19 protein-coding genes are annotated in these 24,925 nt (G+C 66.4%); 8 read left to right on the top strand and 11 right to left on the bottom strand.

Annotated features, from left to right (window positions below; all coding sequences use genetic code 11):
* The first annotated feature begins 100 nt into the window (after positions 1-100).
* The 3 genes from LDZ26_RS07345 (at position 101) to LDZ26_RS07335 (ending at position 3,694) form a co-directional block, all read left to right on the top strand.
* The gene (locus tag LDZ26_RS07345) at positions 101-1,252 is read left to right on the top strand and encodes a glycosyltransferase family 4 protein (protein WP_244846559.1); all 1,152 of its coding nucleotides are present in this window, start codon (positions 101-103) and stop codon (positions 1,250-1,252) included.
* A 572-nt stretch (positions 1,253-1,824) separates the two neighbouring features.
* Positions 1,825-2,586 carry a FadR/GntR family transcriptional regulator gene (locus tag LDZ26_RS07340; RefSeq protein WP_244846556.1) on the top strand — a complete coding sequence of 254 codons (762 nt, stop codon included), beginning with the start codon at positions 1,825-1,827 and terminating at the stop codon, positions 2,584-2,586.
* Between the two features lie 136 nt (positions 2,587-2,722).
* The gene (locus LDZ26_RS07335) at positions 2,723-3,694 is read left to right on the top strand and encodes a Gfo/Idh/MocA family protein (RefSeq protein WP_244846553.1); all 972 of its coding nucleotides are present in this window, start codon (positions 2,723-2,725) and stop codon (positions 3,692-3,694) included.
* 17 nt (positions 3,695-3,711) lie between these two features.
* On the opposite strand, the gene LDZ26_RS07330 is transcribed toward LDZ26_RS07335, so the two are convergent.
* The 6 genes from LDZ26_RS07330 to LDZ26_RS07305 all read right to left on the bottom strand — a co-directional run bounded on the left by LDZ26_RS07330 (position 3,712) and on the right by LDZ26_RS07305 (position 8,829).
* A complete protein-coding gene (locus LDZ26_RS07330; protein WP_244846550.1) occupies positions 3,712-4,371 on the bottom strand; it encodes an amino acid ABC transporter permease in 660 nt (219 codons plus the stop codon).
* A gap of 152 nt (positions 4,372-4,523) precedes the next feature.
* A complete protein-coding gene (locus LDZ26_RS07325) occupies positions 4,524-5,324 on the bottom strand; it encodes a cystine ABC transporter substrate-binding protein (protein WP_244846547.1) in 801 nt (266 codons plus the stop codon).
* 114 nt (positions 5,325-5,438) lie between these two features.
* Positions 5,439-6,470 (bottom strand): quinone-dependent dihydroorotate dehydrogenase, encoded by a 1,032-nt coding sequence (locus LDZ26_RS07320; RefSeq protein ID WP_244846544.1) that lies wholly within the window; start codon positions 6,468-6,470, stop codon positions 5,439-5,441.
* Positions 6,471-6,566: 96 nt separating this feature from the next.
* The gene (locus tag LDZ26_RS07315) at positions 6,567-7,394 is read right to left on the bottom strand and encodes an arginyltransferase (RefSeq protein ID WP_244846541.1); all 828 of its coding nucleotides are present in this window, start codon (positions 7,392-7,394) and stop codon (positions 6,567-6,569) included.
* A gap of 132 nt (positions 7,395-7,526) precedes the next feature.
* Complete coding sequence (gene aat / locus LDZ26_RS07310) at positions 7,527-8,267, bottom strand: leucyl/phenylalanyl-tRNA--protein transferase (RefSeq protein WP_244846538.1); 741 nt, start codon at positions 8,265-8,267, stop codon at positions 7,527-7,529.
* 16 nt (positions 8,268-8,283) lie between these two features.
* Positions 8,284-8,829 (bottom strand): NUDIX hydrolase, encoded by a 546-nt coding sequence (locus LDZ26_RS07305; protein WP_175940470.1) that lies wholly within the window; start codon positions 8,827-8,829, stop codon positions 8,284-8,286.
* A gap of 193 nt (positions 8,830-9,022) precedes the next feature.
* Here LDZ26_RS07305 and glp point away from each other — a divergent pair, with 193 nt between their 5' ends.
* From glp to moaE, 3 genes are read left to right on the top strand one after another with little or no spacing between them, the layout of a single operon-like run.
* Positions 9,023-10,249 carry a gephyrin-like molybdotransferase Glp gene (glp, locus tag LDZ26_RS07300; protein ID WP_370650535.1) on the top strand — a complete coding sequence of 409 codons (1,227 nt, stop codon included), beginning with the start codon at positions 9,023-9,025 and terminating at the stop codon, positions 10,247-10,249.
* Between the two features lie 13 nt (positions 10,250-10,262).
* A complete protein-coding gene (gene moaD, locus LDZ26_RS07295) occupies positions 10,263-10,520 on the top strand; it encodes a molybdopterin converting factor subunit 1 (protein WP_035970519.1) in 258 nt (85 codons plus the stop codon).
* A gap of 1 nt (position 10,521) precedes the next feature.
* A complete protein-coding gene (gene moaE, locus LDZ26_RS07290) occupies positions 10,522-10,995 on the top strand; it encodes a molybdopterin synthase catalytic subunit MoaE (RefSeq protein WP_244846533.1) in 474 nt (157 codons plus the stop codon).
* Between the two features lie 10 nt (positions 10,996-11,005).
* Here moaE and LDZ26_RS07285 read toward each other — a convergent pair whose 3' ends face one another.
* Complete coding sequence (locus LDZ26_RS07285; protein ID WP_244846530.1) at positions 11,006-11,548, bottom strand: group III truncated hemoglobin; 543 nt, start codon at positions 11,546-11,548, stop codon at positions 11,006-11,008.
* Between the two features lie 276 nt (positions 11,549-11,824).
* Between LDZ26_RS07285 and LDZ26_RS07280 the strand changes: the two genes are divergently transcribed.
* Together LDZ26_RS07280 and clpB are read left to right on the top strand one after the other, a co-directional pair.
* The gene (locus tag LDZ26_RS07280) at positions 11,825-12,313 is read left to right on the top strand and encodes an Rrf2 family transcriptional regulator (RefSeq protein ID WP_244846527.1); all 489 of its coding nucleotides are present in this window, start codon (positions 11,825-11,827) and stop codon (positions 12,311-12,313) included.
* Positions 12,314-12,497: 184 nt separating this feature from the next.
* Positions 12,498-15,095: an ATP-dependent chaperone ClpB gene (gene clpB / locus LDZ26_RS07275; RefSeq protein ID WP_244846524.1), complete on the top strand. Its 2,598-nt coding sequence runs from the start codon at positions 12,498-12,500 to the stop codon at positions 15,093-15,095.
* A 149-nt stretch (positions 15,096-15,244) separates the two neighbouring features.
* Here the strand turns inward: clpB and LDZ26_RS07270 are convergent, their stop codons facing one another.
* The 4 genes from LDZ26_RS07270 to LDZ26_RS07255 form a co-directional block, all read right to left on the bottom strand.
* Positions 15,245-15,712, bottom strand: coding sequence for a YidB family protein (locus LDZ26_RS07270; protein WP_244846519.1), 468 nt, complete (start codon positions 15,710-15,712; stop codon positions 15,245-15,247).
* Positions 15,713-15,743: 31 nt separating this feature from the next.
* Positions 15,744-16,307: a helix-hairpin-helix domain-containing protein gene (locus tag LDZ26_RS07265; protein ID WP_244846517.1), complete on the bottom strand. Its 564-nt coding sequence runs from the start codon at positions 16,305-16,307 to the stop codon at positions 15,744-15,746.
* A 257-nt stretch (positions 16,308-16,564) separates the two neighbouring features.
* The gene (pbpC, locus tag LDZ26_RS07260; RefSeq protein WP_244846515.1) at positions 16,565-18,850 is read right to left on the bottom strand and encodes a penicillin-binding protein 1C; all 2,286 of its coding nucleotides are present in this window, start codon (positions 18,848-18,850) and stop codon (positions 16,565-16,567) included.
* 4 nt (positions 18,851-18,854) lie between these two features.
* Positions 18,855-24,845 (bottom strand): Ig-like domain-containing alpha-2-macroglobulin family protein, encoded by a 5,991-nt coding sequence (locus tag LDZ26_RS07255; RefSeq protein ID WP_244846513.1) that lies wholly within the window; start codon positions 24,843-24,845, stop codon positions 18,855-18,857.
* Between the last annotated feature and the right edge of the window lie 80 nt (positions 24,846-24,925).

Raw genomic sequence — 24,925 nt, 5'->3', positions numbered from 1 at the left:
TCGTGTGCGTCTCTGCGGTATCCGTAGCTCTTCTTCATAACGATAACGAACCGCGCGGCCGGCGCATTCACGTATGCCGGCACGCGCAACCGGCACCCTCATGCGAATAGTCCATCTCGCCAATCACGCGCAGATCATCGGCAACGGCACCGTCAACATGATGGTCGATCTCGCATGCATCGAGGCGCGCATGGGACACGACGTGGTCGTCGCTTCGTCGGGCGGCGGCTTCGAGCCGCTGTTGCGGCGTCATGGCATCACGCACATTCCTTTGCAGCAGTCGAGACAGCCCTGGCGCGTGCCCTCGATGATCGCGGGCTTCAATCGTCTCATCGATCGCTTCGATCCCGACATCGTTCACGCGCACATGATGACGGGCGCGCTCATCTCGCGTTTCGGCAGCATGCGCCGCCGCTTCGCGCTCGTGACCACCGTGCATCACGAACTCCAGAAGAGCGCGTCGCTCGTGCGCGCGGGCGACCGCATGGTCGCCGTGAGCGATGCCGTCGCGCGTACGCTCGAGGAGCGCGGCATCGGACGCGAGCGCGTATCGGTCGTGCTCAACGGCGCGGTCGGCGCGCCGCGCCTCACGTGCCGTCCTGCGGCGCGCCCGGTGCCGATGAAGCGGCCGAGCGTCGTCTGCGTCGCGGGAATGTATCGGCGAAAGGGCATCGCGGATCTTTTGAAGGCCTTCGCGATGGTGCGCGAACAAACGGCGCATCAGCGCGACTTCATCGCGGAGCCGCACCTGTACCTGATCGGCGATGGTCCCGAGCGCGAGTCGATGGAGGCGCTCGCCGCCGAACTCGGCCTGCAATCCGCTGTTCATTTCACGGGCTTCGTGACGGACCCGCGCCCTTATCTCGCGAACGCCGATGTCTTTGCGCTCTTATCGCATCAGGACCCGTGTCCGCTCGTGATCGCCGAGGCGCGCGAAGCGGGCTGCGCCATTCTCGCGACGCGCGTGGGCGGCATTCCCGAATTGCTCGATGGCGGTGGCGCGGGCGTGCTCGTCGCGCCGGGCGATCCGGCGCAGGCCGCCGTGAAATTGCGCTGGCTCCTGCTCGACTCGCAAGCCCGCGGGCAGTATGCGTCGCGCGCGCGGGAAGACATTCAGCGGCTTTCAGTCGAAAGAGTCGGTAGCGAATACGTGGCCATCTATCAGCAGACACTTGCCGAGCGCGAGTCGCTGCAACGCCGCGATCAACGCATGCACGCGAGGCGTCCGCGCGCCTCGGACGGCGCCATGTAAGCGCCCCCATACGCCGCTCGCAACCATGCGACCGCGCTCCAAAGCGGCATTCTCATGAACTAAGCACTGCATGAGAATTTCGCCAATCGCGTCATACAATAGCCGCCCCCGCGCGAGTGAGCGTTCGCGTTCGCACAGAAAGCCTACGAGATGCTTGCTCAAATGAGTGCATGAACGGCTGACGTTTTCTGGCCGAATAAAACACACAAATACGCCGCGCCGAGACGCCGTCATTCATCAGTTTCCCTGAGGAATGACGGCGCCCGCGCGGCGCGAGCACAGGAATTCGAGCGTACGAATGCGGCGACGCATACGGCAACGCATACGGCAACGCATACGGCAACGCGTGATGCAACGATTAGGAACGGCGGCAAGCGAAGGCGGCTTCGATGGCGACCAAAGGGAATACCCTCTCAGGAAATTCCTCACTGGTTTTCGACGCAACGAAGCCGCAACGTGTAGTGCGACGAATGGATGTTCGGAAATTCGTCGCCTTGGCCGCCACGGGACGCGTGAGAGCGACGCGCACAGACACACATGGGCTACGGACAGGCGGATAGGGGAGAAGCGTGATGGATGAAAACAAAGAGCGGTCGCTGGTGGCGAAGGTCATGGACGGGCTCGTATCGGGGATCGTCGAGCAGAAATACGGCGCGATACTGCCGCCGCAAGACATCCTTTCCAAAGAGTTCGACGTGAGCCGCACCGTCATGCGCGAAGCGCTCTCGATGCTGCTCGCCCGTCACATGCTGGACGTGCGGCCGAAGACCGGCACGCGTATCCGGCCGATGAGCGACTGGCGTCTCATCGACGAAGACGTGGTGTCGTGGCGTTTTCGCGCGAAGCCGGATCAGACTTTCTTGCGGGATGTAATCGAATTCCGCATGCTGATCGAGCCGCGCGCTGCCGCGCTCGCCGCTGCGCGCGCGACGCCCGACGAGATTGCCGGCATCCGCGACGCGTTCGATACGCTTTCGCGCCTTCAGGTCGGCGAGCCCGAGTATCAGGCCGCGGACGAAGTGCTGCACACGCGCATCGTGGCCGCGAGCGGCAACCAGTTCTTCCGGCAGATGACGGCCATCGTGCGCGGCGCGCTCGTGACCGTGAATCCGATCGTGGACGGCATCGAGTCCGTGCGCGAGGCGACGCTCGCGGCGCAGCGCAGCGTCGTCGAGGCGATCGAGGCGAAAGACCCGGCAGCCGCCGAACGCGCGACGCGCTCGCTCGTCGATCTCGCGGCGGAGGAAGTGGGGCGCGCGTTCTCGCTCGAACGCATGAGTCAGCCGAGCCAGCCGGTCTCGCCGCCGGACGTGAACGCGTCGGCGGGAGCCTGAGCGGTCTATACCGCGCTGGTTGACGCGAAGCAATTGCATCGTCCGATGAAAGCCGGGCCTCGTGCCCGGCTTTGTCGTTTCCGCGCGGCGCGATCAGGCACAATCCCCGCACGACATACATCCGGAGGCAACCTACATGGAATCGATACGCTGGGGCATCGTCGGCGCGGGGCGCATCGCGCGTCGCTTTGCCGAGAGCCTGCAACACGTGGAGGGCGCGACGCTCGCGGGCGTGTCTTCGCGGCGGCCCGAGTCGGCGCGCGCGCTCGCCGAGCCGTTCGGCGCAGCCGCATTCGATGACTTCGACACCTTGCTCGCGAACATCGACGCGCTCTACGTCGCGACGATGCAGGACAGCCATCCGCACTATGCGTTGCGCGCGTTCGCCGCGGGCAAGCCGGTGTTATGCGAGAAGCCCGCCGCCGTGAACGCGCGGACCTTGCAGCAGATGATCGACGTGGCTCGCGGCGCGAAGGTCCTCTTCATGGAGGCGATGAAGCCGCCGTTCTACCCGCTGTATCGGCGCTTGCGCGAGCATTTGCAGGCCGATCCGATCGGCGATATCGGCCTCGTGCGCGCGGGCTGCTCGATGGCGAACGTGCCGGCGGATCATCCGTCGTTTTCGCTGGACGCGGGCGGCGGCGCGTTGCTCGATATCGGCATCTACGAAGCGTTTCTCGCGGTCGACTGGCTCGGCGAGGCGCTCGACGTGCAGACGATCGGTCGCGTCGGCGCGACGGGAGTCGATGTCTTCGCGAGTCTGAACGTGCGGCACGAGCGCGGCATCGCGCAACTATTCTGCGGAATGGACCTGCAAGGACGAGGCGACGCGCTCATCGGCGGCACGAAAGGCACCGTGACGATTCACGAGAACTGGTGGAACCCGGCTCGCGCGACCATCGCCTATACGGACGGCCGCAAGGTGGAACTCGACGAGCCCGTTTCGGGCGGCGGCCTCAACTACGAGACCGCGCACTTCTGCGAGCTGCTGCGCGCGGGTCTGACCGAAAGCCCGGTGATGCCGCATGTCATGTCCATGCGCATGATGGCGATCATGGACGCGGCGCGGCGCGATCTGGGCGTGCGCTTCCCGTTCGAAGAAGACTGAACGAGGCTGCGCGCGCGTTAGTGCCGCCCGGGCAGCGCGAGCCGCCGCTCGAACACGCGCTGAACGACTTCCAGCACGCTGCACAGCAGCCAGTAGACCAAGGCCGCCGCAAGATAGAGCGGCAGCGGCTGATAGGTCGCCGCGATCACTTCCTGCGCGCTGCGCAAAAGCTCGGTCACGGTGATGACCGAGACGAGCGACGTATCCTTGATGAGACTGATGAGGCTGTTCGAAAGGCTGGGCACCGCGATGCGCAGCGCCTGCGGCCCGATCACGTAGCGCAGCGTCTGCGTGCGCGACAGGCCGAGACTGTACGCCGCGAGCCATTGCCCGCTGTGAATGCCGAGGATCGCGCCGCGCATGCTTTCCGACAGATACGCCGCCACGTTCGCCGATAGCGCGATGACGCCTGCGGGCGTCGGTTCGAGCGATATGCCGAGGCTCGGCAAGCCGTAATAGATCACGAAAATCTGCACGAGAAGCGGCGTGCCGCGCATCACACTGACGTAGACGCGCCCGATGCCGACGAGCGCGCGGTTGCGGCTGATGCCCATCAACGCCAGCACCGTGGCCGCGATGAGGCCGAAGAACATCGAGTACAGCGCGAACTTGATCGTCAGCAGCGCGCCTTGCGCCAGCACCGGCGCGGACTGAACCAGCAGGGAAGTGGTCGACATGAACGGGAAAACGTAAGCGGAAAGCGCGCGGGGCGAAAAGAAAAGCCGGGCGGCGCGCGAAAGCGCACATCATAAACCGGGCGCGAAAAAGAGAAGGGCGGCACCGTGAGACGATGCCGCCCGATCATGCGTGCGCTCGCGTGTCTGCGTGCTTACTTCGCCGGCTTCGTCACGTCGATGCCGAACCACTTGTCGGAGATCTTCGCAAACGTGCCGTCCTGTTCGAGCTGGGTCATCGCGTCGTCGATCGCCTTCGCGAACTTCGGATTGCCCTTCTTGAACGGAATGCCCGACGGATTACCCGCGCCGACGTTCGCGCCCGTGCGCAGCGGCAACTGCGAGTTCTTGAGCAAGTACGCGAGCATCAGGCGGTCGTTGAGCGCGGCGTCCAGACGGCCCGCGGCCAGATCGCGCAGATATTCCGGCGCGCCCGGATACGTCTTCACGTCGATGCCCGGCACGGACTTCGCCATGTCCATGTAGTTCGTGCCGAGGCCGACGCCGAGCTTCTTGCCCTTCAGCTCTTCGAGCGACTTGAATTCGCGCTTGTCGTCGGCGCGCTGGATCAGCTGCGCGTTCGAGTACGTGTACGCCGGCGAGAAGTCGAGCGTTTCCTTGCGCTTGTCGGTGATGCCGACCTGGTTCACGATCACGTCGAACTTGCCTGCCTGCAGGCCCGCGATGATGCCGCTCCACTCCGTCGTGACGAACTCGGGCTTCACGCCGAGCTTCGCGGCGACGGCCTTCGCGATATCCACGTCGAAGCCGACGAGCTCGCCCGACGGCGCCTTCGAGTTGAACGGCGGGAACGTGCCTTCCAGACCGACGCGCAGCGTGCCGCGCTGCTTGACTTGGTCGAGCAGGTCTTCTGCGTGCGCCGTGGCCGTGACCGCGGTGAACGCCGCGCCGATCAGGCTTGCGGCGACGAGCTTCTTGAGCGTGGACAGGTTCATCGTGTTGTTCTCCTCGTGTTGGCAAAGTGGCACGCCGCTTCTTTCCGCGCCGCGCCCGATAGGTGCGGGATCATAGAGAAACTGCAACCGGCGCGTAAGATCGTTTGCTTATGTCTATATTCCCTGCGCGAGCGACTCGACGCATTCGGTGACGAGCGCCGGCCCGCGATAAATCAGCCCCGTGTAAACCTGCACGAGCGATGCGCCCGCCGCGAGCTTCGCGCGCGCATCCGCGCCGGAGAAGATGCCGCCCACGCCGATGATCGGCACCTCCGTGCCCACTTCCGCGCGCAGTTTGCGGATCACTTCGTTGGATGCATCGAACACCGGACGCCCCGACAGGCCGCCCGCTTCGTCGCCGTGCGCCATGCCCGCGACGGCCGCGCGCGAAAGCGTCGTGTTGGTGGCGATCACGCCGTCGATGCGATGCGCGAGCAGGGTGCCCGCGATTGACTTGATCTGCTCGTCGTCGAGATCGGGCGCGATCTTCAGCGCGAGCGGCACGAGCTTGCCGTGCAGATCGGACAAACGCTGCTGCTTGTCCTTCAGCGCGCCGAGCAGCGCGTCGAGCTCGCCCGCGCCCTGAAGTTGCCGCAGGTTCTTCGTGTTCGGCGACGAAATGTTGATCGTCACGTAGCTCGCGAACGGATACACGCGTTCGAGACAGTACAGATAGTCTTCGGCGGCGCGCTCCATCGGCGTATCCGCGTTCTTGCCGATGTTGAGCCCGAGCACGCCGCGATACCGCGCGGCCTGCACGTTCGCGACGAACTGATCGACGCCGCCGTTGTTGAAGCCCATTCGGTTGATGAGCGCGCCGGCTTCCGGCAAACGGAAGATGCGCGGGCGCGGGTTGCCCGGCTGCGCGCGCGGCGTCACGGTGCCCACTTCGATAAAGCCGAAGCCGAGCGCGGCGAGTCCGTCGATGCACGCGCCGTCCTTGTCCAGCCCCGCCGCGAGGCCGACCGGATTCCTGAAGGTGAGGCCCATCACGGTGCGCGGCGAATCGGGGCCGCGCTTGCCGAGCACGCCGGCCAGTCCGGTGCGGCCGGCCGCGCGGAGCATGCGCAAGGTCAGGTGATGCGCGTCTTCCGCGTCCATGCGAAAAAGGCGCGAACGCGCGAGCGGGTAGAGAGAACTGAACACGGATGAGCGCCGGCGACGGCGAATTTTTTTAAGACCGCTATTTTAGCGGCTTTGCGACGTGCGCCCGGAGCCGGATGAAATGGCCCGCGGACGCCGTTACTTGGGTTGGCCGAGCCCGTTGCTGCGGCCCGGCATCGGCAGGGCGCCGGCAGAGTGCGTCGTCGCGGGATCGAGCACGGACCAGCGGCCATCGACGAGCCCTTCCAGCGGCCGGAAATTGGCCTTGTACGCCATCTTTTCGCTCTCGCGTATCCAGTAGCCGAGATACACGTGCGGCAAGTCGAGGCTTCGCGCCTGCTCGATCTGCCAAAGGATATTGAAGGTGCCGTAGCTCGTCCTCGCCAGGTCGGGCTCGAAGAACGTGTACACGGACGAGAGCCCGTCGCCGAGAATGTCGATCATGCTGATCATGCGCAGCGCGCCGGGCGCATCCGGCTTGTCAGCAGAGGCCGGTTCGCGGAACTCGACGAGCCGCGAGTTGATCCTGCTTTGCAGCAGGAACTGCTCGTACTGATCGCGGCTGTCGCGGTCCATGCCGCCGCCCGCGTGCCGCGCCGACTGATAGCGCATGTAGAGCGCGTAGTGCTCTTCGTCGTAATGCAGGGGCGCCACGCTCGCAATCAGATTGCCGTGCTGCTTCCACACGCGCCGCTGCGCGCGGTTCGGCGCGAAGCGCGCGACGGGCACGCGCACCGGCACGCAGGCGCGGCAGCCGTCGCAGTACGGGCGATACGTGAAGACGCCCGAGCGCCGGAAGCCCGCCTTGACGAGTTCCGTGTAGACGTCGGAGTTGATCAGGTGGCTCGGCGTCGCGACTTGCGAGCGCGCCACGCGCCCTTCCAGATAACTGCAAGGGTAAGGCGCTGTTGCATAGAATTGCAGCGCGGAAAGCGGTGACAGTGGCAGCTCGTTCGGATGTGTCACTTTGGCGGCTCTCGCAGGCGTCGTCTCTTCATTGCCGCGTGCGCTTCGCTGTCGGCGAAGGCGTGCGCGGCGGATCGTGCTTGTCTGAGTACTCGCGTCGCAAACGGTGCGCCCGGCGCGGGCTTCGGATGATCAGGGCGCGGCCGTGCCGATGAGGTCGATGAGCACGGACTTGTCGAAATGCCACGGGATCGGCGCTTCGGCGACCGCGCGGCGCAGATGCGCGACGAACGCGCGGCGCGGGATCTCGCGGCCGCCCAGCGACGCCAGATGCGACGTGTTCTGTTGGCAGTCTATCATCTCTATTTTGTGGCGGCGCAAGTGTCCGACAAGTGCGGCGAGCGCGATTTTCGAGGCATCCGTTTGGTGCGCGAACATGGATTCGCCGAAGAACATGCGCCCGAACGACACGCCGTACAGCCCGCCCACGCGCACGCCGTCGCGCCAGGTCTCGATGCTGTGCGCCTCGCCCGCGCGATGCAGCGACGTATAAGCCTCCACGATATCCGCCGTGATCCACGTGCCGCGCTGGCCTTCGCGCGGGGTGTCGGCGCAGGCGCGCATCACGGCGGGAAAGTCGTGGTCGACGCGCACTTCCCACGCATCGTCGCGAAGAACGCGTTTCAACGTCTTGCGCAGCGAATGCGACACCTTGAACTCGGCGGGCACGAGCACCATGCGCGGATCGGGACTCCACCACAGCACGGGCTGGCCGTCCGAATACCACGGGAAGATGCCGCGCCGGTAGGCGTCGACGAGCCGCGAGGGCAGCAGATCGGCGCTCGCGGCGAGCAGCCCCGGCGCGCCGCTCGATGCGCCGAGCGCGCGCTCGACCGGCGGGAACGGATCGTCGTGAGCGAGCCAGGGAACCATGATCGTCCGGCGCCGTTCAACCTTCGCGCAGCGTGCGGAAAATGTCGCCGGTATGCAGCGTGAAGTTGCCGGCGGCGCGGTCGGCGAAGAAAAAGCGCAGCGTCTGGCCGACGGTCGGGAACGCGATCTCGTCCCACGGAATTTCGCTCTCCTCAAAGAGCCGCACTTCCAGACTTTCCTCGCCGGGGTCCAGTTCGATATCGAGCAGCCGCGCGAGGTAGAACAAATGCACCTGATGCACGTGCGGCACGTTCAGCAGCGTGAAGAGGCTTTGGATTTCGACGCGCGCGCCGGCTTCTTCCAGCGTTTCGCGGGCGGCGCCTTCGCTCGTCGTCTCTTCCATTTCCATGAAGCCGGCGGGCAGCGTCCAGTAGCCGTAGCGCGGCTCGATCGCGCGGCGGCACAGAAGCACCTTGTCATCCCATACGGGCACGGTGCCCACGACGTTGCGCGGGTTCTGATAGTGCACGGTGCCGCAGTTGTTGCAGACGAATCGCTCGCGGTTGTCGCCGGGCGGAATGCTCAGGCCGACCTCGTGGCCGCAGACGGAACAGAATTTCATGGAAATGGACGCTGGAAGTGTGCTGCGAGTGTATCACTGGGGCGGGGCAGCTTTCGCGCGCGGCGCGGGTGTCGGGCGCCGTGCGATGAGTCGCTACAATAGTTGCCGATTACCTCATTTTTCCATTCCTTCAGCGCGCCGCGCTCCCAGCGAAGCCATGTCCTCTCCGTCAGCCGGTTCCTCTCGTCCTCCGATGCTCGCCACAGCCGATGCCCTCGGTCGTCTGCTCGACGCCGCGCGCCCGGTGACGGACACGGAGCGTATCGACACGCTCGACGCGCTCGGTCGCGTGCTCGCCGCCGACGTGGTTTCACCGCTCGACGTCCCGCCGATGCACACGAGCGCGATGGACGGCTACGCGGTCCGCGCCGCCGATCTGGCCGCTGCCAGCGACGCCGCGCCGGTCGCGCTGCGCGTCTCGCAGCGCATCCCGGCCGGACACGCGGCCGAGCCGCTCGCGGCAGGCACGGCGGCGCGCATTTTCACGGGCGCGACGGTGCCGCCCGGCGCGGATGCCGTCGTGATGCAGGAAATGGCGCAGGCGTCCGACGATGGCACGGTTGCCTTCACGCAGCCGCCCGCTGCCGGCGAATGGACCACGCGGCAGGGCGCGGACATCGAGCGCGGCTCCGTCATTCTGCGCGCGGGCACGCGGCTCACGCCGCAGGCGCTCGGTCTCGCGGCGTCGGTCGGCTGCGCGGCGCTCGATGTGACGCGGCGCGTGCGCGTCGCGATTTTCTTCACCGGCGACGAACTGCGCATGCCCGGCGAGCCGCTCGCGCCCGGCGCCATCTACAACTCGAACCGATTCACGCTGCGCGCGCTGCTCGCGAAGCTCGGCTGCGACGTAACGGACTTCGGCATCGTGGCCGATTCGCTCGATGCCACGCGCGACACGCTGCGCCGCGCCGCGCTCGACCACGATCTGATTCTGACGTGCGGCGGCGTTTCCGTCGGCGAGGAAGATCACGTGAAGCCGGCGGTCGAAGCAGAAGGGCGCATCGCGATGTGGCAGATCGCGATGAAGCCGGGCAAGCCGTTCGCGTTCGGCGCGGTCCGGCGCGGCGAAGGCGGGCAGGAGGCGTTTTTCATCGGCTTGCCGGGCAATCCCGTTTCTAGCTTCTGCACGTTCCTGCTGTTCGTGCGGCCGTTCGTGCTGCGCCTCGCGGGCGTCGAGCATGTCGCGCCGCGCGTCTACTCCATGCGCGCCGACTTCACGCAGAAGAAGGGCGATCGCCGCAACGAATTCCTGCGCGCGCGCGTGAACGAGGCCGGCGGCCTCGATCTCTTCCCGAACCAGAGTTCGGCGGTGCTGACGTCCACCGTCTGGGGCGACGGCCTCATCGACAATCCGCCGAATCACGCGATCAGCGCGGGCGAGACGGTGCGGTTCATTCCCTTTTCAGAGTTGATGCGGTAAGGAACGAAGTCCCATGAAAGTCGAACTGAGATTTTTTGCGAGCGTGCGCGAGGCACTGGGCGTCGCGAACGAGACGGTGAGCGTGCCGGATACGGTCGTCAATGTCGGTGACGTGCGCGCGTGGCTGCGCATGCGCGGCGGCGTGTGGGCCGAGACGCTCGCGGAAGGCCGCGCGCTGCGCATGGCCTGCAATCACGTGATGACGAACGCATCGCAGCGCATCACCGATGGCTGCGAAGTCGCGTTCTTTCCGCCGGTCACGGGTGGCTGACATGGGAACGCATGCGAAAGTCCGCGTGCAGGAAGCCGATTTCGACATCAGCGCCGAAGTGGCCGCGCTGCGCGCCGACAATCCGAAGGTCGGCGCGGTCGCGTGCTTCGTCGGCACGGTGCGGGATCTGAACGAAGGCAGCGCCGTCGAGACGATGGAACTGGAGCACTATCCGGGCATGACGGAGAAGTCACTCGAAGCGATTGCCGATCAGGCGCGCGAACGGTGGCGCGGCTCCGACGTGCTCATCGTGCATCGCGTGGGCAAGCTCAAGCCGCTCGATCAGATCGTGCTCGTCGCGACGACGGCGATGCATCGCGCGGAAGCGTTCGAATCGTGCGCGTTCGTGATGGACTATCTGAAGACGCAGGCGCCGTTCTGGAAGAAGGAGAAGACCGAGCAGGGCGAGCGTTGGGTGGACGCCCGCGAATCGGACGACGCGGCGCTCGCGCGCTGGACGCCGCCTGCGGGTTGAACCCCGCGCGTCAGTCTTCGTCGGCGGGCTTGCCGACGAACTTTGCCGGAAACGGCTCGCCTGCCGGGCGCTCGGGGAAACGCGGCTCATCGCGGCCGCCGGTGCGCTGGCGCTTGAGCGCCGCGAGCAGGGCTTCCTGCTCCTCGGGAATCCGGTAGTCCCAGCCGAACTTGCTCAACTGGAGACTCTGCGCGATGCGCAGGGCCGGCTCCATGAACTGCACCGCCGCGGCGGGCTCGTAGCGCGCTTCGACGGTGTGCAGAAACAGCGACAGCCAGCGCGCGAAGTGCTGCGGCTCGATGCCCGCGAGCGGCCGGTGCGCCTCCTGCACGTTCCCCCGATACTGCTTCGAGCCGAGCACGAGGCTCGACCAGAACGTCGTCATCTTCGCGAGATGCTCGTCCCAACGGCCTTCGAGTTGCCGCGCGAAGATCGGGCCGAGCAGCGGATCGTCGTCCACGCGGCGATAGAACGCCTCGACCAGCGCGCGGATGTTCGTTTCTGTGGGCTCGCGCTCGCGGGTGATGGCGTGGCTCGTTTCGTCTCGGTTCATGGCTGAAGACTTCATGGCTGCAAACGGTAAGCTGGCGTCACAGGCCGAATCATCGCTAATCCGGCTGACGCAGGCACCCAAGTGGCGCAGAATGTGGACAGTGCTCTGGCGCGTGACGGATGTGTCGCGGCTGCCGCGAGCGGATATTAGACCCTGTGACGCTCGCGCGGGCGATGGCCCCGGCCGCCGCGCGGATTTGTCCCGGCCTCGTTCGCCCCGTCAGTCGATTCACGCAACCTCGGCTTTTTTCCACCCGCCGTCCGACGCGCCCAGGCCATGCAACTGACCGACTACACCGATTATGCGCTGCGTGTGCTGCTGTATCTGTCCGTGCGGCCCGCGCGGCTCTCGACGATTCGGGAGATCTCCGACGCCTACGGCATCTCCAAGAATCACCTGATGAAGATCGTCCAGCAGCTCGGCAATCTCGGCTGGGTGGAAACCGTGCGCGGACGTCACGGCGGCCTGCGGCTCGCGGCGCGCTCGCGCGGGCTGACCATCGGCGATATCGTCCGGGAAACCGAGGGCGACTTCGCGCTCGTCGGCTGCTTCGGCGAGCGAACGGACGGCCGCTATTGCGCGATCCAGCCCGCTTGCCGCCTGCGCGGCGTGCTCGCGGCGGCGCGCGATGCCTTCCTCGCCGAACTCGACAAGCACACGGTCGGCGAACTGTCCGAGCCGGCGAGCGATCTCGCGCGGCTGCTGGGCATCGCGCCCGTCGATGCTGTGTACGCGGCTGCGCTCGTTCCGGGCGCTTCGTCCTGACCGACGCTTCCGCCCGATCACGCGGCACTGAACGAAACCTGCACAGCGCGGTCTTTCGAAAGCGCCGCCGCGCTGATCGGACGCGGCCGAACTCGCAGAAAATCCCCGGAATGAGCGGTTTGCGCGCTTGAAACCGCCCGAAAGCGCCTCATTTTGGTCGTATTCGAATTGGAGCTCACCAAAAATGAGAATCGACAAACTCACTACCAAATTCCAGGAAGCACTCTCGGACGCGCAAAGCCTGGCTGTCGGCAACGACAACCAGTACATCGAGCCCGTGCATCTGCTTGCCGCGTTGATCGCGCAACGCGACGGCTCCGCGCGCTCGCTGCTTTCGCATGCCGGCGTGCAGGTTCAGGCGTTGCAGGCCGCGCTCAACGAGGCGATCAGCCGCCTGCCGCAAGTGCAGGGCACGGACGGAAACGTTCAAGTAAGCCGCGACCTCGCGGGTCTTTTGAACAACGCCGACAAGGAAGCGCAAAAGCTCAACGACACCTACATCGCGAGCGAGATGTTCCTGCTCGCCGTGGCGGACGACAAGGGCGAAGCCGGGCGCATCGCGAAGCAGCACGGGCTCACGCGGCGCGCGTTGGAGGCGGCCATCAACGCCGTGCGCGGCGGCGCGCAGGTGAACAGCCAGGACGCCGAGAGCCAGCGCGAGGCGCTGAAGAAATACACCGTCGATCTGACCGAGCGCGCCCGCGCCGGCAAGCTCGACCCGGTGATAGGCCGCGACGACGAAATCCGCCGCTCGATCCAGATCCTCCAGCGCCGCACGAAGAACAATCCGGTGCTGATCGGCGAGCCGGGCGTCGGCAAGACGGCCATCGTCGAGGGCCTCGCGCAGCGCATCGTCAACGGCGAAGTGCCGGAAACGCTCAAGGGCAAGCGCGTGCTGTCGCTCGACATGGCGGCGCTGCTCGCGGGCGCGAAGTATCGCGGCGAGTTCGAGGAGCGGCTCAAGGCCGTGCTGAACGACATCGCGAAGGACGAAGGGCAGACCATCGTCTTTATCGACGAAATTCACACGATGGTCGGCGCAGGCAAGGCCGAAGGCGCAATGGACGCGGGCAACATGCTGAAGCCGGCGCTCTCGCGTGGCGAGCTGCACTGCATCGGCGCGACCACGCTGGACGAATACCGCAAGTACATCGAAAAGGACGCGGCGCTCGAACGGCGCTTCCAGAAAGTGCTGGTCGATGAACCGTCGGTGGAAGCGACCATCGCGATCCTGCGCGGCTTGCAGGAGAAGTACGAGCTGCACCACGGCGTCGAGATCACGGACCCGGCTATCGTCGCGGCGGCGGAACTGTCGCATCGCTATATCACGGACCGCTTTTTGCCGGACAAGGCCATCGACCTGATCGACGAAGCCGCGTCGCGCATCAAGATGGAAATCGATTCGAAGCCCGAAGAGATGGACAAGCTCGACCGCCGTCTCATTCAGCTGAAGATCGAGCGCGAGGCCGTGAAGAAGGAGAAGGACGAAGCATCGCAGAAGCGCCTCCAACTGATCGAAGAGGAAATCGACCGGCTGAACCGCGAGTATTCGGACCTCGAAGAAATCTGGACCGCTGAAAAGGCGGCGGTGCAGGGCAGCGCGCAACTGAAGGAAGAGATCGAGAAGGTGCGCGCCGACATCGCGCGTTTGCAGCGCGAGGGCAAGCTCGAAAAGGTTGCCGAGTTGCAGTACGGCAAGCTGCCCGAACTGGAAGCGCGCCTGAAGCAGGTCACGCAGGCGGAATCGGAGGAACAGAACAACCCGACGCGCCCGCGTCTGTTGCGCACGCAAGTCGGCGCGGAGGAAATCGCGGAAGTGGTGTCGCGTTCCACCGGCATTCCCGTGTCGCGCATGATGCAGGGCGAGCGCGAGAAGCTGTTGCAGATCGAGAGCAAGCTGCACGAGCGCGTCGTCGGCCAGGACGAGGCGATCGGCGCGGTCGCGGATGCGATTCGCCGTTCGCGCGCCGGTTTGTCGGACCCGAACCGTCCGTATGGATCGTTCCTGTTCCTCGGGCCGACGGGCGTCGGCAAGACCGAGCTGTGCAAGGCGCTGGCGGCGTTCCTGTTCGATTCCGAGGATCATCTGATCCGCATCGACATGAGCGAGTTCATGGAGAAGCACAGCGTCGCGCGGCTGATCGGCGCGCCGCCGGGATACGTCGGCTACGAGGAAGGCGGTTATCTGACCGAAGCCGTGCGCCGCAAGCCGTACAGCGTGATCCTGCTCGATGAGATCGAGAAGGCGCACCCGGACGTGTTCAACGTGCTGCTGCAAGTGCTCGACGATGGCCGCATGACGGATGGCCAGGGCCGCACCGTGGACTTCAAGAACACGGTGATCGTGATGACCTCGAACCTCGGTTCGCAGGTGATTCAGGGCATGGTCGGCGAGCCGCAGGAAGCCGTGAAGGACGCGGTCTGGGAAGAAGTGAAGCTGCATTTCCGGCCCGAGTTCCTGAACCGTATCGACGATGTCGTCGTGTTCCACTCGCTGGATCGCGCGAATATCGAGTCGATCGCGAAGATTCAGTTGCAGCGTCTGCACGACCGGCTGGCGAAGCTCGACATGCAGCTGGACGTGTCCGATGCCGCTCTGGAGCAGGTCGGCAAGGTGGGCTACGACCCGGTGTTCGGCGCGCGGCCGTTGAAGCGCGCGATTCAGCAGGAGATCGAGAACCCGGTCGCCAAGCTGATCCTGGCCGGGCGCTTCGGACCGAAGGACGTCATTCCGGTCGATGTCCGGGACGGCGAGTTCGTCTTCGATCGCGTGGTGCACTAAGGTCCAGTAAGGCGCATTTCTTTCGAAGGCAACGAAGCGATTCGTTGCCTTTTTTATTTCCCGCGTTATGCGCGCGACGGCTGCAAAAAGCAAAAGCCCCGCGCCGGCGTAAGCCGGGCGCGGGGCCTAGAGCGATACGAAAAACGCGCTTATCCTTGCTTCGGCTCCTCGCTCTTGCCAAAGAGGCCCGCGAGACCGCCGAGCGAGCCGAGCACGCCCGTCAGGTCGAGCTTGCCTTCGGGCGGGACTTCGCCGTTGGGCGTCGCGCGATCGACGATATGCGGCAGAACCGCCGCAAGCATGCCGGAGAGCTGATCGCCCGAAACGCCCGCCTTCTGCGCGAGCGCGCCGACGTTGTCCGCGCCGAGCACGTTGGTCAGGAGGCCCGGGCTGATCGGCTTGTTTTCGCCATTGCCGATCCACGACGAGACGATATCGCCCGCGCCGTTCTGATGGAAACGCTGAATCAGCCCCATGATGCCGCCGGGCTGACTGTTCACGAATTCGAGCGCCGCCGCAATCAGCGCGGCCTGGCTGGATTGGCCGGCTTGACCGGATTGGCCGCCTTGTTGCGACGAATTGCCGAGGGAAGAGGCGAGGATATCGAGTAGGCTCATGGCAGTCTCAGTACTAAAGGTTGCAGATGGATTACAGGCTGGCGGCCGACGCGCTCGCCGCCTTGTCTTTCTTTCGCTTCGATTTCGAGGGCTTCGCGTCGCTGGTTGCCGCCGCAGCCGTGGCGCTCGACTTCTTACCGGAAGCAGTGGTGGAAGCGGAAGCACCCGCCGGGCCCGATGCCGGGGCGACGGCCGGCGTCTGTGCGGCCGTGGCTGCGGGCGATGTCGCAGCGGTCGCCGCCGCCGATGACTTGATGGTCGAGTTCGGCGCGGCCGCGCCGTGAGAAGCCGTGGCGGCGGGCTTCGATGCCTTGCCGGTCGGCGGCAGCGAAGAGCCGCCGATGGTCAGGCCGTTCTCTTCGAGCTTCGCGACCGACTTGGCGCCGAGTCCTTTCACGCGGTTGGCGAGATCGTCGGCGTCCTTGAACGGGCCGTTCTTCGTGCGTTCGTCGACGATCGCCTTCGATTTGACGGGCCCGAGGCCCTTGACCGAATCGAGCGCGGCCTGATCGGCGGTATTGACATCGACGGCGGCGAACGCCGCGCCGATGGACAGCATGAACGCGAGGCACAGCATCAACAGCTTTCTCAGCATGACGACACTCCAGGCAGATTAACGGAACGAAGGAAACGAAGGCCGCACGGTCCGGCAAACGGACGATGCCGTTAAGGATAGGACAAATCCGTCTTTCGAACGCGGGCTGTCCGCATTGTGCATGAGGCCGGGGAATGCGCTCCGTCGGCGCACAATCTTTAACGTTGCAGGGCGTGCGACGAACGGCCGGATTGTGCCCGCGAGCAAATGAGTCGTTGAAACGCTTCGTCGTGCCAACCGTATGCCAGCGCCGGCAGCTATTTCACAGCAGGCGCGGCAGTTCTCGCGAAGGCGCCCCGTACTTCGAAACCGACCGAATCGATCACCTCGCCGCGCGCATCGACGAGTTCGAGCCGATGACGGCCAGGCCACGGCAGCCACGCGGCGCGGGCGTCGCGGCTGAACGGCTTGCCGTCGAGCCGCCAGCCGAGTTGGCCGCTGCCGCCCGTGCGTTCGAACCACACGCGCTGGCGCGCGGGCGGAATGTCGGGATCGAGCGCGAAGATGGTGCCGTCGGTCGGCGCGCCGATCCTGGCCGGGCTCGCGTCGGGGCTTGCAGCGGGGCTTGCCGCGCTCTGCGAGCGTTCGCGGCGGCGAGCGTGCGCATCGGCTTCCGTTCCTGCCGCTGCATTCGCCGTCAGACCGATCGTGTTCATCTCCGTGCCGCGCAGGAACCATTCGTCGCGCGCCGGCTCGACGTCGTTCTGATACGCGACGCGGGCCTTCACGACGCCCGGCGGCGCATCCGGCGCGCGGCTGATTGCGCGGCTGATTACGCGGCGGTGCAGATAATTGACGATCGCATTCCAGGCCGGGGCCGCGCCGGTGACGCCGGAGACGTCCCACATCGGCGCGCCGTCCGCATTGCCGACCCACACGCCCACCGTGTAGCGCGACGTGAAGCCCACCGCCCAGTTGTCGCGCATGTCCTTGCTCGTGCCGGTCTTCACCGCGCTGAAGGTGCGCGTCGCGAGCACGCTGTCGAAGCCGAACGTGCGCGTGCGGGCGTTGTTGTCCGAGAGGATGTCGGTGACGATGAAGCTCGCCTGCGGGCTGAACACGCGCTGGCCGGCAGGCGCAGAAGCGTGGCCCGCGAGATCGAAAAACGGCCGCGCGATGCCGCCGTTGGCGAGCGCCCGATACGCGTTGGCAAGCGAAGCCAAGGTCACGTCGGCGCTGCCGAGCGCGAGGCTAAAGCCGTAGTAGTCGCCGGTGCGCGTGAGCGGCAGGCCGAGCGCGACCAGCGTGCGCGCGAACCGATGCGGCGTGACGAGCACGAGCGCGCGCACGGCCGGCACGTTCAGCGACGAGCCGAGCGCCGTTCTCACGCTGACCCAGCCTTTGAAGTCGTGATCGTAGTTCTGCGGGATATAGAGGCCGCCGCCCGTGGCGAGGTCGAGCGGCGCATCATCGAGCAAGGTCGCGGCGGTCAGCCGCTTTTCGTCGATGGCTTGCGCATAGAGAAAAGGCTTGAGCGTCGATCCGGCCTGACGCGCGGCGAGCACGGCATCGACTTCCGGCGCATTCGACAAACCGCCCGCCGATCCGACCCACGCCAGCACGTCGCCCGATGCATTGTCGATGACGATCGCCGCCGCGTCGTGCACATTGCGCGGATGCGCGCGCGCGTTGAGCTCGGCGAGCGTGCGCGAGAGCGTATCGCGCGTGAAGCGTTGCAGCCGCGCGTCGAGCGTCGAGCGCACGCGCTCGCCCGCCGCCGGATGCGCTTCGCCGGCGATGCGCCGCGCGAGATGCGGGGCGAGCGCCTCGTCGCCGGAAGCGAGCGCCGGCGCGGCGGCGCTGCGCGTGAGCGTCAGTTGCGCGTAGCTGTCGAGATTGGCGCACGGGTCGGGGTCACGCGAATGGCCGGCCGCGCGCAAGCCGTTCATGTCGCGCAGAATCACGCACGCGCGCGCGGCGACCTTCCCGTACGACGCGTTCGGCGCACGCACGAGCGCGGCGGCCAGCGCGGCTTCGCGCTCGTCGAGGCCGGAGGGCGCCTTGCCGAAAAGCGTCTGCGAGAGCGCCGACAGCCCGACGATCTCGCCCCGGAACGGCACGAGGTTCAGATACGCCTCGAGAATCTGATCCTTGCGCCACGTGCGTTCGAGCCATAGCGCGCCGACTGTCTGCTGCGCCTTCTCGCCGATACTGCGCCGTCCGGCGGGCTTGCGGCCTTCATCGCCGATCAGGCCGGTCAACTGCATGGTGACGGTCGATGCGCCGCGCGTGCGCGTATTCCACAGATTCGCCCAGGCGGCGGCCGCCGCGCCGCGCCAGTCGACGCCCGCGTGCTCGTAGAATCGTTTGTCCTCCGAAACGACGATGGCTTCGCGCAATGCCGGCGATACGTCTGCGAGCGCAACCCAGTCGCCGCGCCGCGCGCTTGCGTCGATGCGCGTGCGCTGCAGCGTTTCGCCGTTGCGGTCGAGCAGCAGCCAGTCGGAACTGCGCCAGTTCGCGCGCACGTCGTCGAAGCTGGGCGCGGCGTGCGCCGCCGCGCTCAAAATGCATGCGATCACGAAACAGGCGGCGCGTGTCATCGCGTCATCTCGCGGCGAGCGGCTTCACGACCATCCGCGCATTGGGCAGCGCGCCGAAGGTCGACGGCGCATAGAGCGCCTCCACGCGCGTCGGCGGCAGGCCGAAGCTGCCGGCGTTGTTCAGTCGCATCGTGTATTCGACATGCAGCTTGCCCTTCGGCAGATAGTCGAAATACGCGCGATAACCGTCGAACGCGCGCTCCACGTACACCGGCCATTGGCCGCTGTTTTGCTCGCCTTGCGTGGCGGATTCCGAATCGCGGCCGAGTCCGGAGCCGAGGATGGTCGCGCCGGCGGGAATCGGATCGTTGACCACGACCCAGGTCATGTCGCTTTGAGCGTCGATGTCGAGGCTCACGCGCACGACATCGCCACGCGAGAGCACGTCTTTCACGGCCGGTTCAACCGGCGTGATGATCTTCGCGATGCGGTAGCCTGCCGCAAACGGTGCTTTCAGCGCGACGGCGGCGAGGCTTTCGATCGTCGCCCACGGCTTGCCGGTGCCTTGCTGCGTGAGCATGAGAGAGCCGGTCGACCATGGCAGCAGGGCGCTGCGCGTGTTCGGGGTGCGCGTGATCGGCGTGGCGGACGCCATCGCGGCGGGCGCGGCCGCGGCCCAGTTCACCGTTTGCGACGACGCGCCGAGGCGGATGTCCGTGCTGCCCGTGACCGGCGTGCTTTCGAACACGCGTGAGAACCGCGCGACCGCGAGCGAGCCCCACAGGTTGGCCGTCGTGGTGGACCATGCGCCGTTCGTCTGCAACGCGAGCAGGCCCGCGACGAGGCGCGGCATCTCGTCCTTCCAGCCGGGCGCGTCGGCAAAAAGCAGCGCGGTGCGCGCGGCGTTGGTCTCGACGCCGGTCATGAGCCACCAGAGATCGTCGTCCGGCGCGGTCGAGAACGTCAGACGCGTGCCCTGATACGTGAGCCGCGCGCGGACGATCTGCTCGGCCTGCGCGCGCTTCGCTTCGCGGTCCGCAATGCCATCGACGCGCGAGAGGATCGCGTAGTAATCGAGCACGGCGGAAGTCGGCCACTGGTTCGGCGCGATGGTGATCGAATCCAGCATGCGCGGCTGCGCGAGGCCATAGCGCGACAGGGCTTCGATGGCCGCCAGCTTCTCGAAGTCGAAACCGTTGCGCGGCGCCCAGACATTGCGTTGAATCTTGCCGTCGACGAAGTTCGTTAGCGCCGCCGTGAGCCTGTCGCGCAGATCGGCGGGCAGGGCGAAACGGCGGTCTGCCTTGGCCGCTTCGTCGGTCACGGCGAGCAGGTAGGCGGTGAGCGTCGGACTGCCGGTCGGACGCGAGTCGTCGTACGGCGGGAAGTAGTTCGCGAGGCCATCGGCATCCAGATACGTGGCCATATGCGCGAGCACCGCTTGCCATTGCGCCGCGTCCATCAGCCCGAGCGCGCGCGAAGTCTGCTGCTCCAGGCAACCGTACGGATAATCGAGGAACCAGCGGCGCACGCCCGGCAAGCCGTCCGCGAGCTTCGGCTGCAACGACACCGCGATGCCGCCGCGCACCGCGCCGGCAGCCGTCTTCGTGGCGTCGGCGGGCGGCGCGACCGGCACGCTCAACGTGCCGTCGACTTGCGCGATGGTCGCCTGCTGCACTGTGACGGGAATCGCCGCGACGATGCGCTGCGTGAGCTTCAGCGCATCGCTGGCCTTGCCGGTGCCTTGTTCGACGGCGCTCACGTTCCACGCGAGGCTCGCGGACGATTCGCCGCCGGGCATATCCGGCGGCGTCACGTCCCATGCGACTTCCTGCGACGACTCCGCCGCGAGGGAAACTGTGCGTGCATCGAGCGCGAGCGATCCGGCGCGCGGCGTCACGAGCACGCGCATCGCGCGGGGCGTGGTATTGCGCAGCGTGAACTGAGCGCGGAACGTATCGCCCACGCGCACGAGCGGCGGCAGGCCGGAGACCAGTTGCAGGTCCTGACTGGTCTGGATGGTTGCGCTGCCCGTGCCGAAGCGGCCCGCGCCGACCGCCGCGATCGCGACGATCCGAAAGCGCGTGAGCGAATCGTTGAGCGGCACGTCGAGCGTTGCCTCGCCGTTCGCATCCAGCGTCACGCGCGGATTCCACAGCAGCAGCGTGTCGAAAAGCTCGCGCGTCGCGCTATGGCCGCCGCCGCCGCCCGCAGGCACCGCCTTGCGCCCGAAGTGCCGCCGCCCGATGATCTCCATCTGCGCCGTCGATGTCTCGACGCCATACGCGCGCTGCTGCAGCATCGCATCGAGCACGTTCCAGCTTTGGTTCGGCATGAGTTCGAGCAACGCTTCGTCGACCGCTGCGACGGCGATCTGCGTGCCCGCGGGCGCGGCCTTGCCGTCGGGCAGGGCGACTTTCACCTTCACGCGCGCCTTGCCGCGCACCGCATACGACTTCGCGTCCGGGCTCACGCTGACCGCGAGCCTGTGCGACGCGATGCCGACCTTGATCGACGCCAGTCCATAGCGGAACGCGGGCTTCGACAGATCGACGAGCGGCGTCGGCGCCTGATACTGACGGCCTTCGTACCAGAACGCGCGCGCCCATTCGACCGGCGCCTTCCAGCCCCAGGTGAAGAACGAGTACCACGGCACGTCGCGCAAGCGGCCGCGCAGCGCGAGCACCGACACATACACGTTCGGCCCCCATGCATCCTGCACCTTCAGGTCGATCGTCGGGTCCTTGCCGTTCAGCTCGACGACATGCGTTTCCACGATGCCTTCCCGTTCGACTGCGACGAGCGCCGTCGCCGAACGAAACGGCATGCGCACCTGGAACCGCGCGGTCTCGCCCGGCTCGTAGCTGGTTTTCTCCGGCAACACGTCGATGCGGTCGGTGTTCTCGCCGCCGAACCACAGTTCGTCTTCGCGCGTGACCCAGACGGACGTCGTCGCGTTGGCTTCGCGGCCGTCGCCATCTTTCGCGACCGCGATCAGATCGATATTGCCCGGCTGCTTGAGCTTCGCTTCGCACGACAGCAGGCCGTGGTCGTCGCTCTTGCCGCTGCACAGCGTGCCGAGATCGTTCGTCTCGGTGTGGTTGTCGTAGGCGTAGAAGCCGCCGACCATGCGCTTGCGCGAGCTCGTCATCGCGTGGACGACGCCCTTGATCTGCATCGGCACGCCGGCGCGCGGCTTGCCTTGGAGATCGAGCGCGATGGCCTGCACCGGCACCGTGCTGCCGACCGACACCCACGAGCCCGATTTCACGCCGACCGCCACGGCGGCGGGCCAGAGCATGGTGTTGCCGCTGATGGTCTGCACTTCGCCGTTCGGATCGGCGAAGGTGGCTTCAAGCGCAAGGCGCTTAGGCGCATCGACGGCGGGCAGCGGGGCGACCGTCAACTTGCCGACGCCGTCACGGTCGAGCGTGATGCGCTCCTTGTCGGCGACGAGCTTCGTCGTGGCGTCGCTTTGTTGCTGCTGCGCTTCGTCGTCGTCGTTCTGGTCCTCGGCGGGCGCGCTCGCGCCGTCGTTAGCCGGCTTGCGATACGGCGCGAAGCTGAAGGCGTCGTATTGCGAAGCGAAGGGCGACGCGATGTCTTTCACGAGCGCCGACACGGCCACAGGCACCTTCGACGCCGCGCCGCCCTGCACGTATTCGAGCCGCACGGCGACGGGCGCCTCGCGCGCCGCGATCAGTCCGGCCGACTTGCTGTCGCCGGCAGAAATCGAGCCTTTGAACACCGGCAGCCGGAATTCCTCCACGCGAAAGCTCCCGGTCTCAAACGACTCCGTGACGCGGGCGTCGTCGTCATCGCTCGTGCCTTGGGCGGTGCCGTCGTCGAGCGAGACGCTGTACTCGCCGAGCTTCGCCGCTGTCGGCACGGTAAAGCTCGAGTCGGCGCTGTGATCGGCGGCCCACGTCAGCGGCAGATGCCACGTCTGTCCGCTGCCGACATGTCGAATGGTCACGCGCGTCGGATAACGCTTCGGAAAGGCGAGGCCGCCGAGCGTCTCGACGCGCATCAGATGCTTCATCGACACGGTTTCGCCTGCGCGCAGCAACGTGCGGTCGAACACCGTGTGCGCGCGGGTGGTGCGCCTGCTGCTCATGTCGGTCGGAACGTTGAAGCGCCACGATTCGATGCCGCGGTTCCAGTCCGACAACACGAAAGCCATGTCCGGACCGGTCGCGGGATCGTTCACGCGCGCCGACACGAAGAAGCCGCCGTAGGCGAGGCTGTTTTCGTTGCACTCGTGCAGCGGCGCGAGCGGCTTGCCGATTCTCGCGATGCCTTCTGCGTCGGTGATGCCGGTGGCGACCTGTTCGCCGTTGCAGTCGGTCACGCGCACTTGCGCGTTCGGCACGGGCTTGCCCTTGTCGAGCGTCGTGACCCACACGAGGCTGTTCTCGCGCCCCTGCTTCAGATGCACGCCGAGGTTCGTGACGAGCACGGAGGTGCGCACATACATCGCCTGATGCTTCGCCATCAGCGACGCTCCGAGCGCGGGCGACGCCAGTTCGACCACATAGAAGCCGGGTTTGCCAAGCGGAATGCCGACGACTTCGAACGGCCGCAGCGCCTTCGGATCGGCTGCCGGCAGCGTCAGCGTTTCGACGCCCGCGTGCTTGCTCAGAAGCGAGAGCGAGCGCGCGTCGAAGTACACACCGCCTGTCGTGTTCGTGACGATCGGCGCGATGCCGTTACTCAACGCATGCGGCGCGAGCGATTCCACGGTTCTTTGACCGATCGACATACCGCCGAATGCTTCGACGGTTTTCATCCATTGGCGGATGTCCGTGTCCGCATCGACCCTGAGGCTCGTGATCTTCGACGTGCCGGAATTGAGCCCTTGCACATGCAGATCCGCTTCGACATGACGCAGCGTGACGGGCAGCATCGCGGGCATGTTCGGTTCCGCGAAGCTTTCGATGATGCCGAACTCGCCCGACGAGAACTTGGCGAGCGGCGGCATCGGCGCGGTCTGCGTTCTGAGCGGGAAGAAATCGGCGTTGGCGAGCTTGCGGCCGCTCACGTCTTTGAGATCAGCGGGTGCTTCGATCGTGAGGCTCGCGCGCTCGGGCAGCGGCGTGGCGAATTCCACGTCGCTCACCTCGTCGTCCTTGTTGTCGGGATCGAAGTGCGGCGCGGCGGTGCCTTTCGGTCCGCGCAGGACGAACTTCTGTGCGTCGGCGCGGCTGATCGGCGCGGTGAAGGTGACGCGCAGCGGCCGCAGCGGCGTGCATGGCGCCTGCGCGTTCTCGCGCTCGCACGTGAAGCCTGCCTTGAACGGCTCGCGCACTTTGAAATCGAAGCGCCGCTCGACATCGTTCGGAATGCCGCTCGGTCCTGTCACGCCGACGCCGTAGACGAGCTGCATCTTGGTCGCGGAGGGCAGCGCCTGCTGGCATGCGAGCGTCAGAACGCGGTCGCTTTCTTTCTCGTAGTGGAATTGCTTGAGGATCGCGCCGCGCGTGGCGGAGTCGAGCATGCGCACCGGGATGCGATTGCCGATCGCGTTCGATTCGCACCACACATGATCGAGCACGGAAGCCTGCGTCGCCGGGCCATTCAGGCGCAACACGAACGCCTGGTCTTCCTCGATGTCGCCGTAGTCCGGTTGAATGGCCGTCACGAACGGCCCGCCAGTCTCGAACGTAAAGTGGCTCGGGCCCGCGAGCGCATTGCCTGCGGTGGACTTGAGGCCGGCGTCGAGGTCGAGCGCGCAGCGCACGCCGGGCGGCAGATCGGCGGCGAAGTCGAAGGCCCATGTTTTCTGGTCGATCCAGCGGGCGCTGCCCGCGGTGGCCGCTGCCGGCGCGCCGCTACACGACACCTTGCCGGGCGCGGCCGCGGCGGGATTGCCGAACGCGGTCATCGGCTCGTCGAACTTGACGACGACCTGTCTTGCCTGCGTGACCTTGCCTTGCGGCGAGACGCTGACGGCGCGCGCGGCATCGGCACGATGCACGGCGGCGCTCAGGCCAAGCGCTGCCAGCACGGTGGTTGCGGCCAGGATCCATTTTTGTGTGTTCGTAACGCGGCTCATCCACTCGCTCCGAGATTCCTCGGGCGAGATTTTACGGGACTCCTACCGAAATCTTTCTACGCGGCACGGCCATCGACGCT

Source organism: Caballeronia sp. SL2Y3 (assembly GCF_022879575.1).
Taxonomy (GTDB): domain Bacteria; phylum Pseudomonadota; class Gammaproteobacteria; order Burkholderiales; family Burkholderiaceae; genus Caballeronia.
Note: the sequence above shows the minus strand (reverse complement) of the source record. Positions and strands in the feature narration are given on the sequence as shown.

What these genes read in the sequence shown, in the direction of transcription:
- LDZ26_RS07345 (WP_244846559.1), top strand. Translation starts at nt 101, where the DNA reads ATGCGAATAGTCCATCTCGCCAATCACGCGCAGATCATCGGCAACGGC.
- LDZ26_RS07340 (WP_244846556.1), top strand. Translation starts at nt 1,825, where the DNA reads ATGGATGAAAACAAAGAGCGGTCGCTGGTGGCGAAGGTCATGGACGGG.
- LDZ26_RS07335 (WP_244846553.1), top strand. Translation starts at nt 2,723, where the DNA reads ATGGAATCGATACGCTGGGGCATCGTCGGCGCGGGGCGCATCGCGCGT.
- LDZ26_RS07330 (WP_244846550.1), bottom strand. Translation starts at nt 4,371, where the DNA reads ATGTCGACCACTTCCCTGCTGGTTCAGTCCGCGCCGGTGCTGGCGCAA.
- LDZ26_RS07325 (WP_244846547.1), bottom strand. Translation starts at nt 5,324, where the DNA reads ATGAACCTGTCCACGCTCAAGAAGCTCGTCGCCGCAAGCCTGATCGGC.
- aat (WP_244846538.1), bottom strand. Translation starts at nt 8,267, where the DNA reads ATGGTTCCCTGGCTCGCTCACGACGATCCGTTCCCGCCGGTCGAGCGC.
- LDZ26_RS07305 (WP_175940470.1), bottom strand. Translation starts at nt 8,829, where the DNA reads ATGAAATTCTGTTCCGTCTGCGGCCACGAGGTCGGCCTGAGCATTCCG.
- glp (WP_370650535.1), top strand. Translation starts at nt 9,023, where the DNA reads ATGCTCGCCACAGCCGATGCCCTCGGTCGTCTGCTCGACGCCGCGCGC.
- moaD (WP_035970519.1), top strand. Translation starts at nt 10,263, where the DNA reads ATGAAAGTCGAACTGAGATTTTTTGCGAGCGTGCGCGAGGCACTGGGC.
- moaE (WP_244846533.1), top strand. Translation starts at nt 10,522, where the DNA reads ATGGGAACGCATGCGAAAGTCCGCGTGCAGGAAGCCGATTTCGACATC.
- LDZ26_RS07285 (WP_244846530.1), bottom strand. Translation starts at nt 11,548, where the DNA reads ATGAACCGAGACGAAACGAGCCACGCCATCACCCGCGAGCGCGAGCCC.
- LDZ26_RS07280 (WP_244846527.1), top strand. Translation starts at nt 11,825, where the DNA reads ATGCAACTGACCGACTACACCGATTATGCGCTGCGTGTGCTGCTGTAT.
- clpB (WP_244846524.1), top strand. Translation starts at nt 12,498, where the DNA reads ATGAGAATCGACAAACTCACTACCAAATTCCAGGAAGCACTCTCGGAC.
- LDZ26_RS07270 (WP_244846519.1), bottom strand. Translation starts at nt 15,712, where the DNA reads ATGAGCCTACTCGATATCCTCGCCTCTTCCCTCGGCAATTCGTCGCAA.
- LDZ26_RS07265 (WP_244846517.1), bottom strand. Translation starts at nt 16,307, where the DNA reads ATGCTGAGAAAGCTGTTGATGCTGTGCCTCGCGTTCATGCTGTCCATC.
- pbpC (WP_244846515.1), bottom strand. Translation starts at nt 18,850, where the DNA reads ATGACACGCGCCGCCTGTTTCGTGATCGCATGCATTTTGAGCGCGGCG.
- LDZ26_RS07255 (WP_244846513.1), bottom strand. Translation starts at nt 24,845, where the DNA reads ATGAGCCGCGTTACGAACACACAAAAATGGATCCTGGCCGCAACCACC.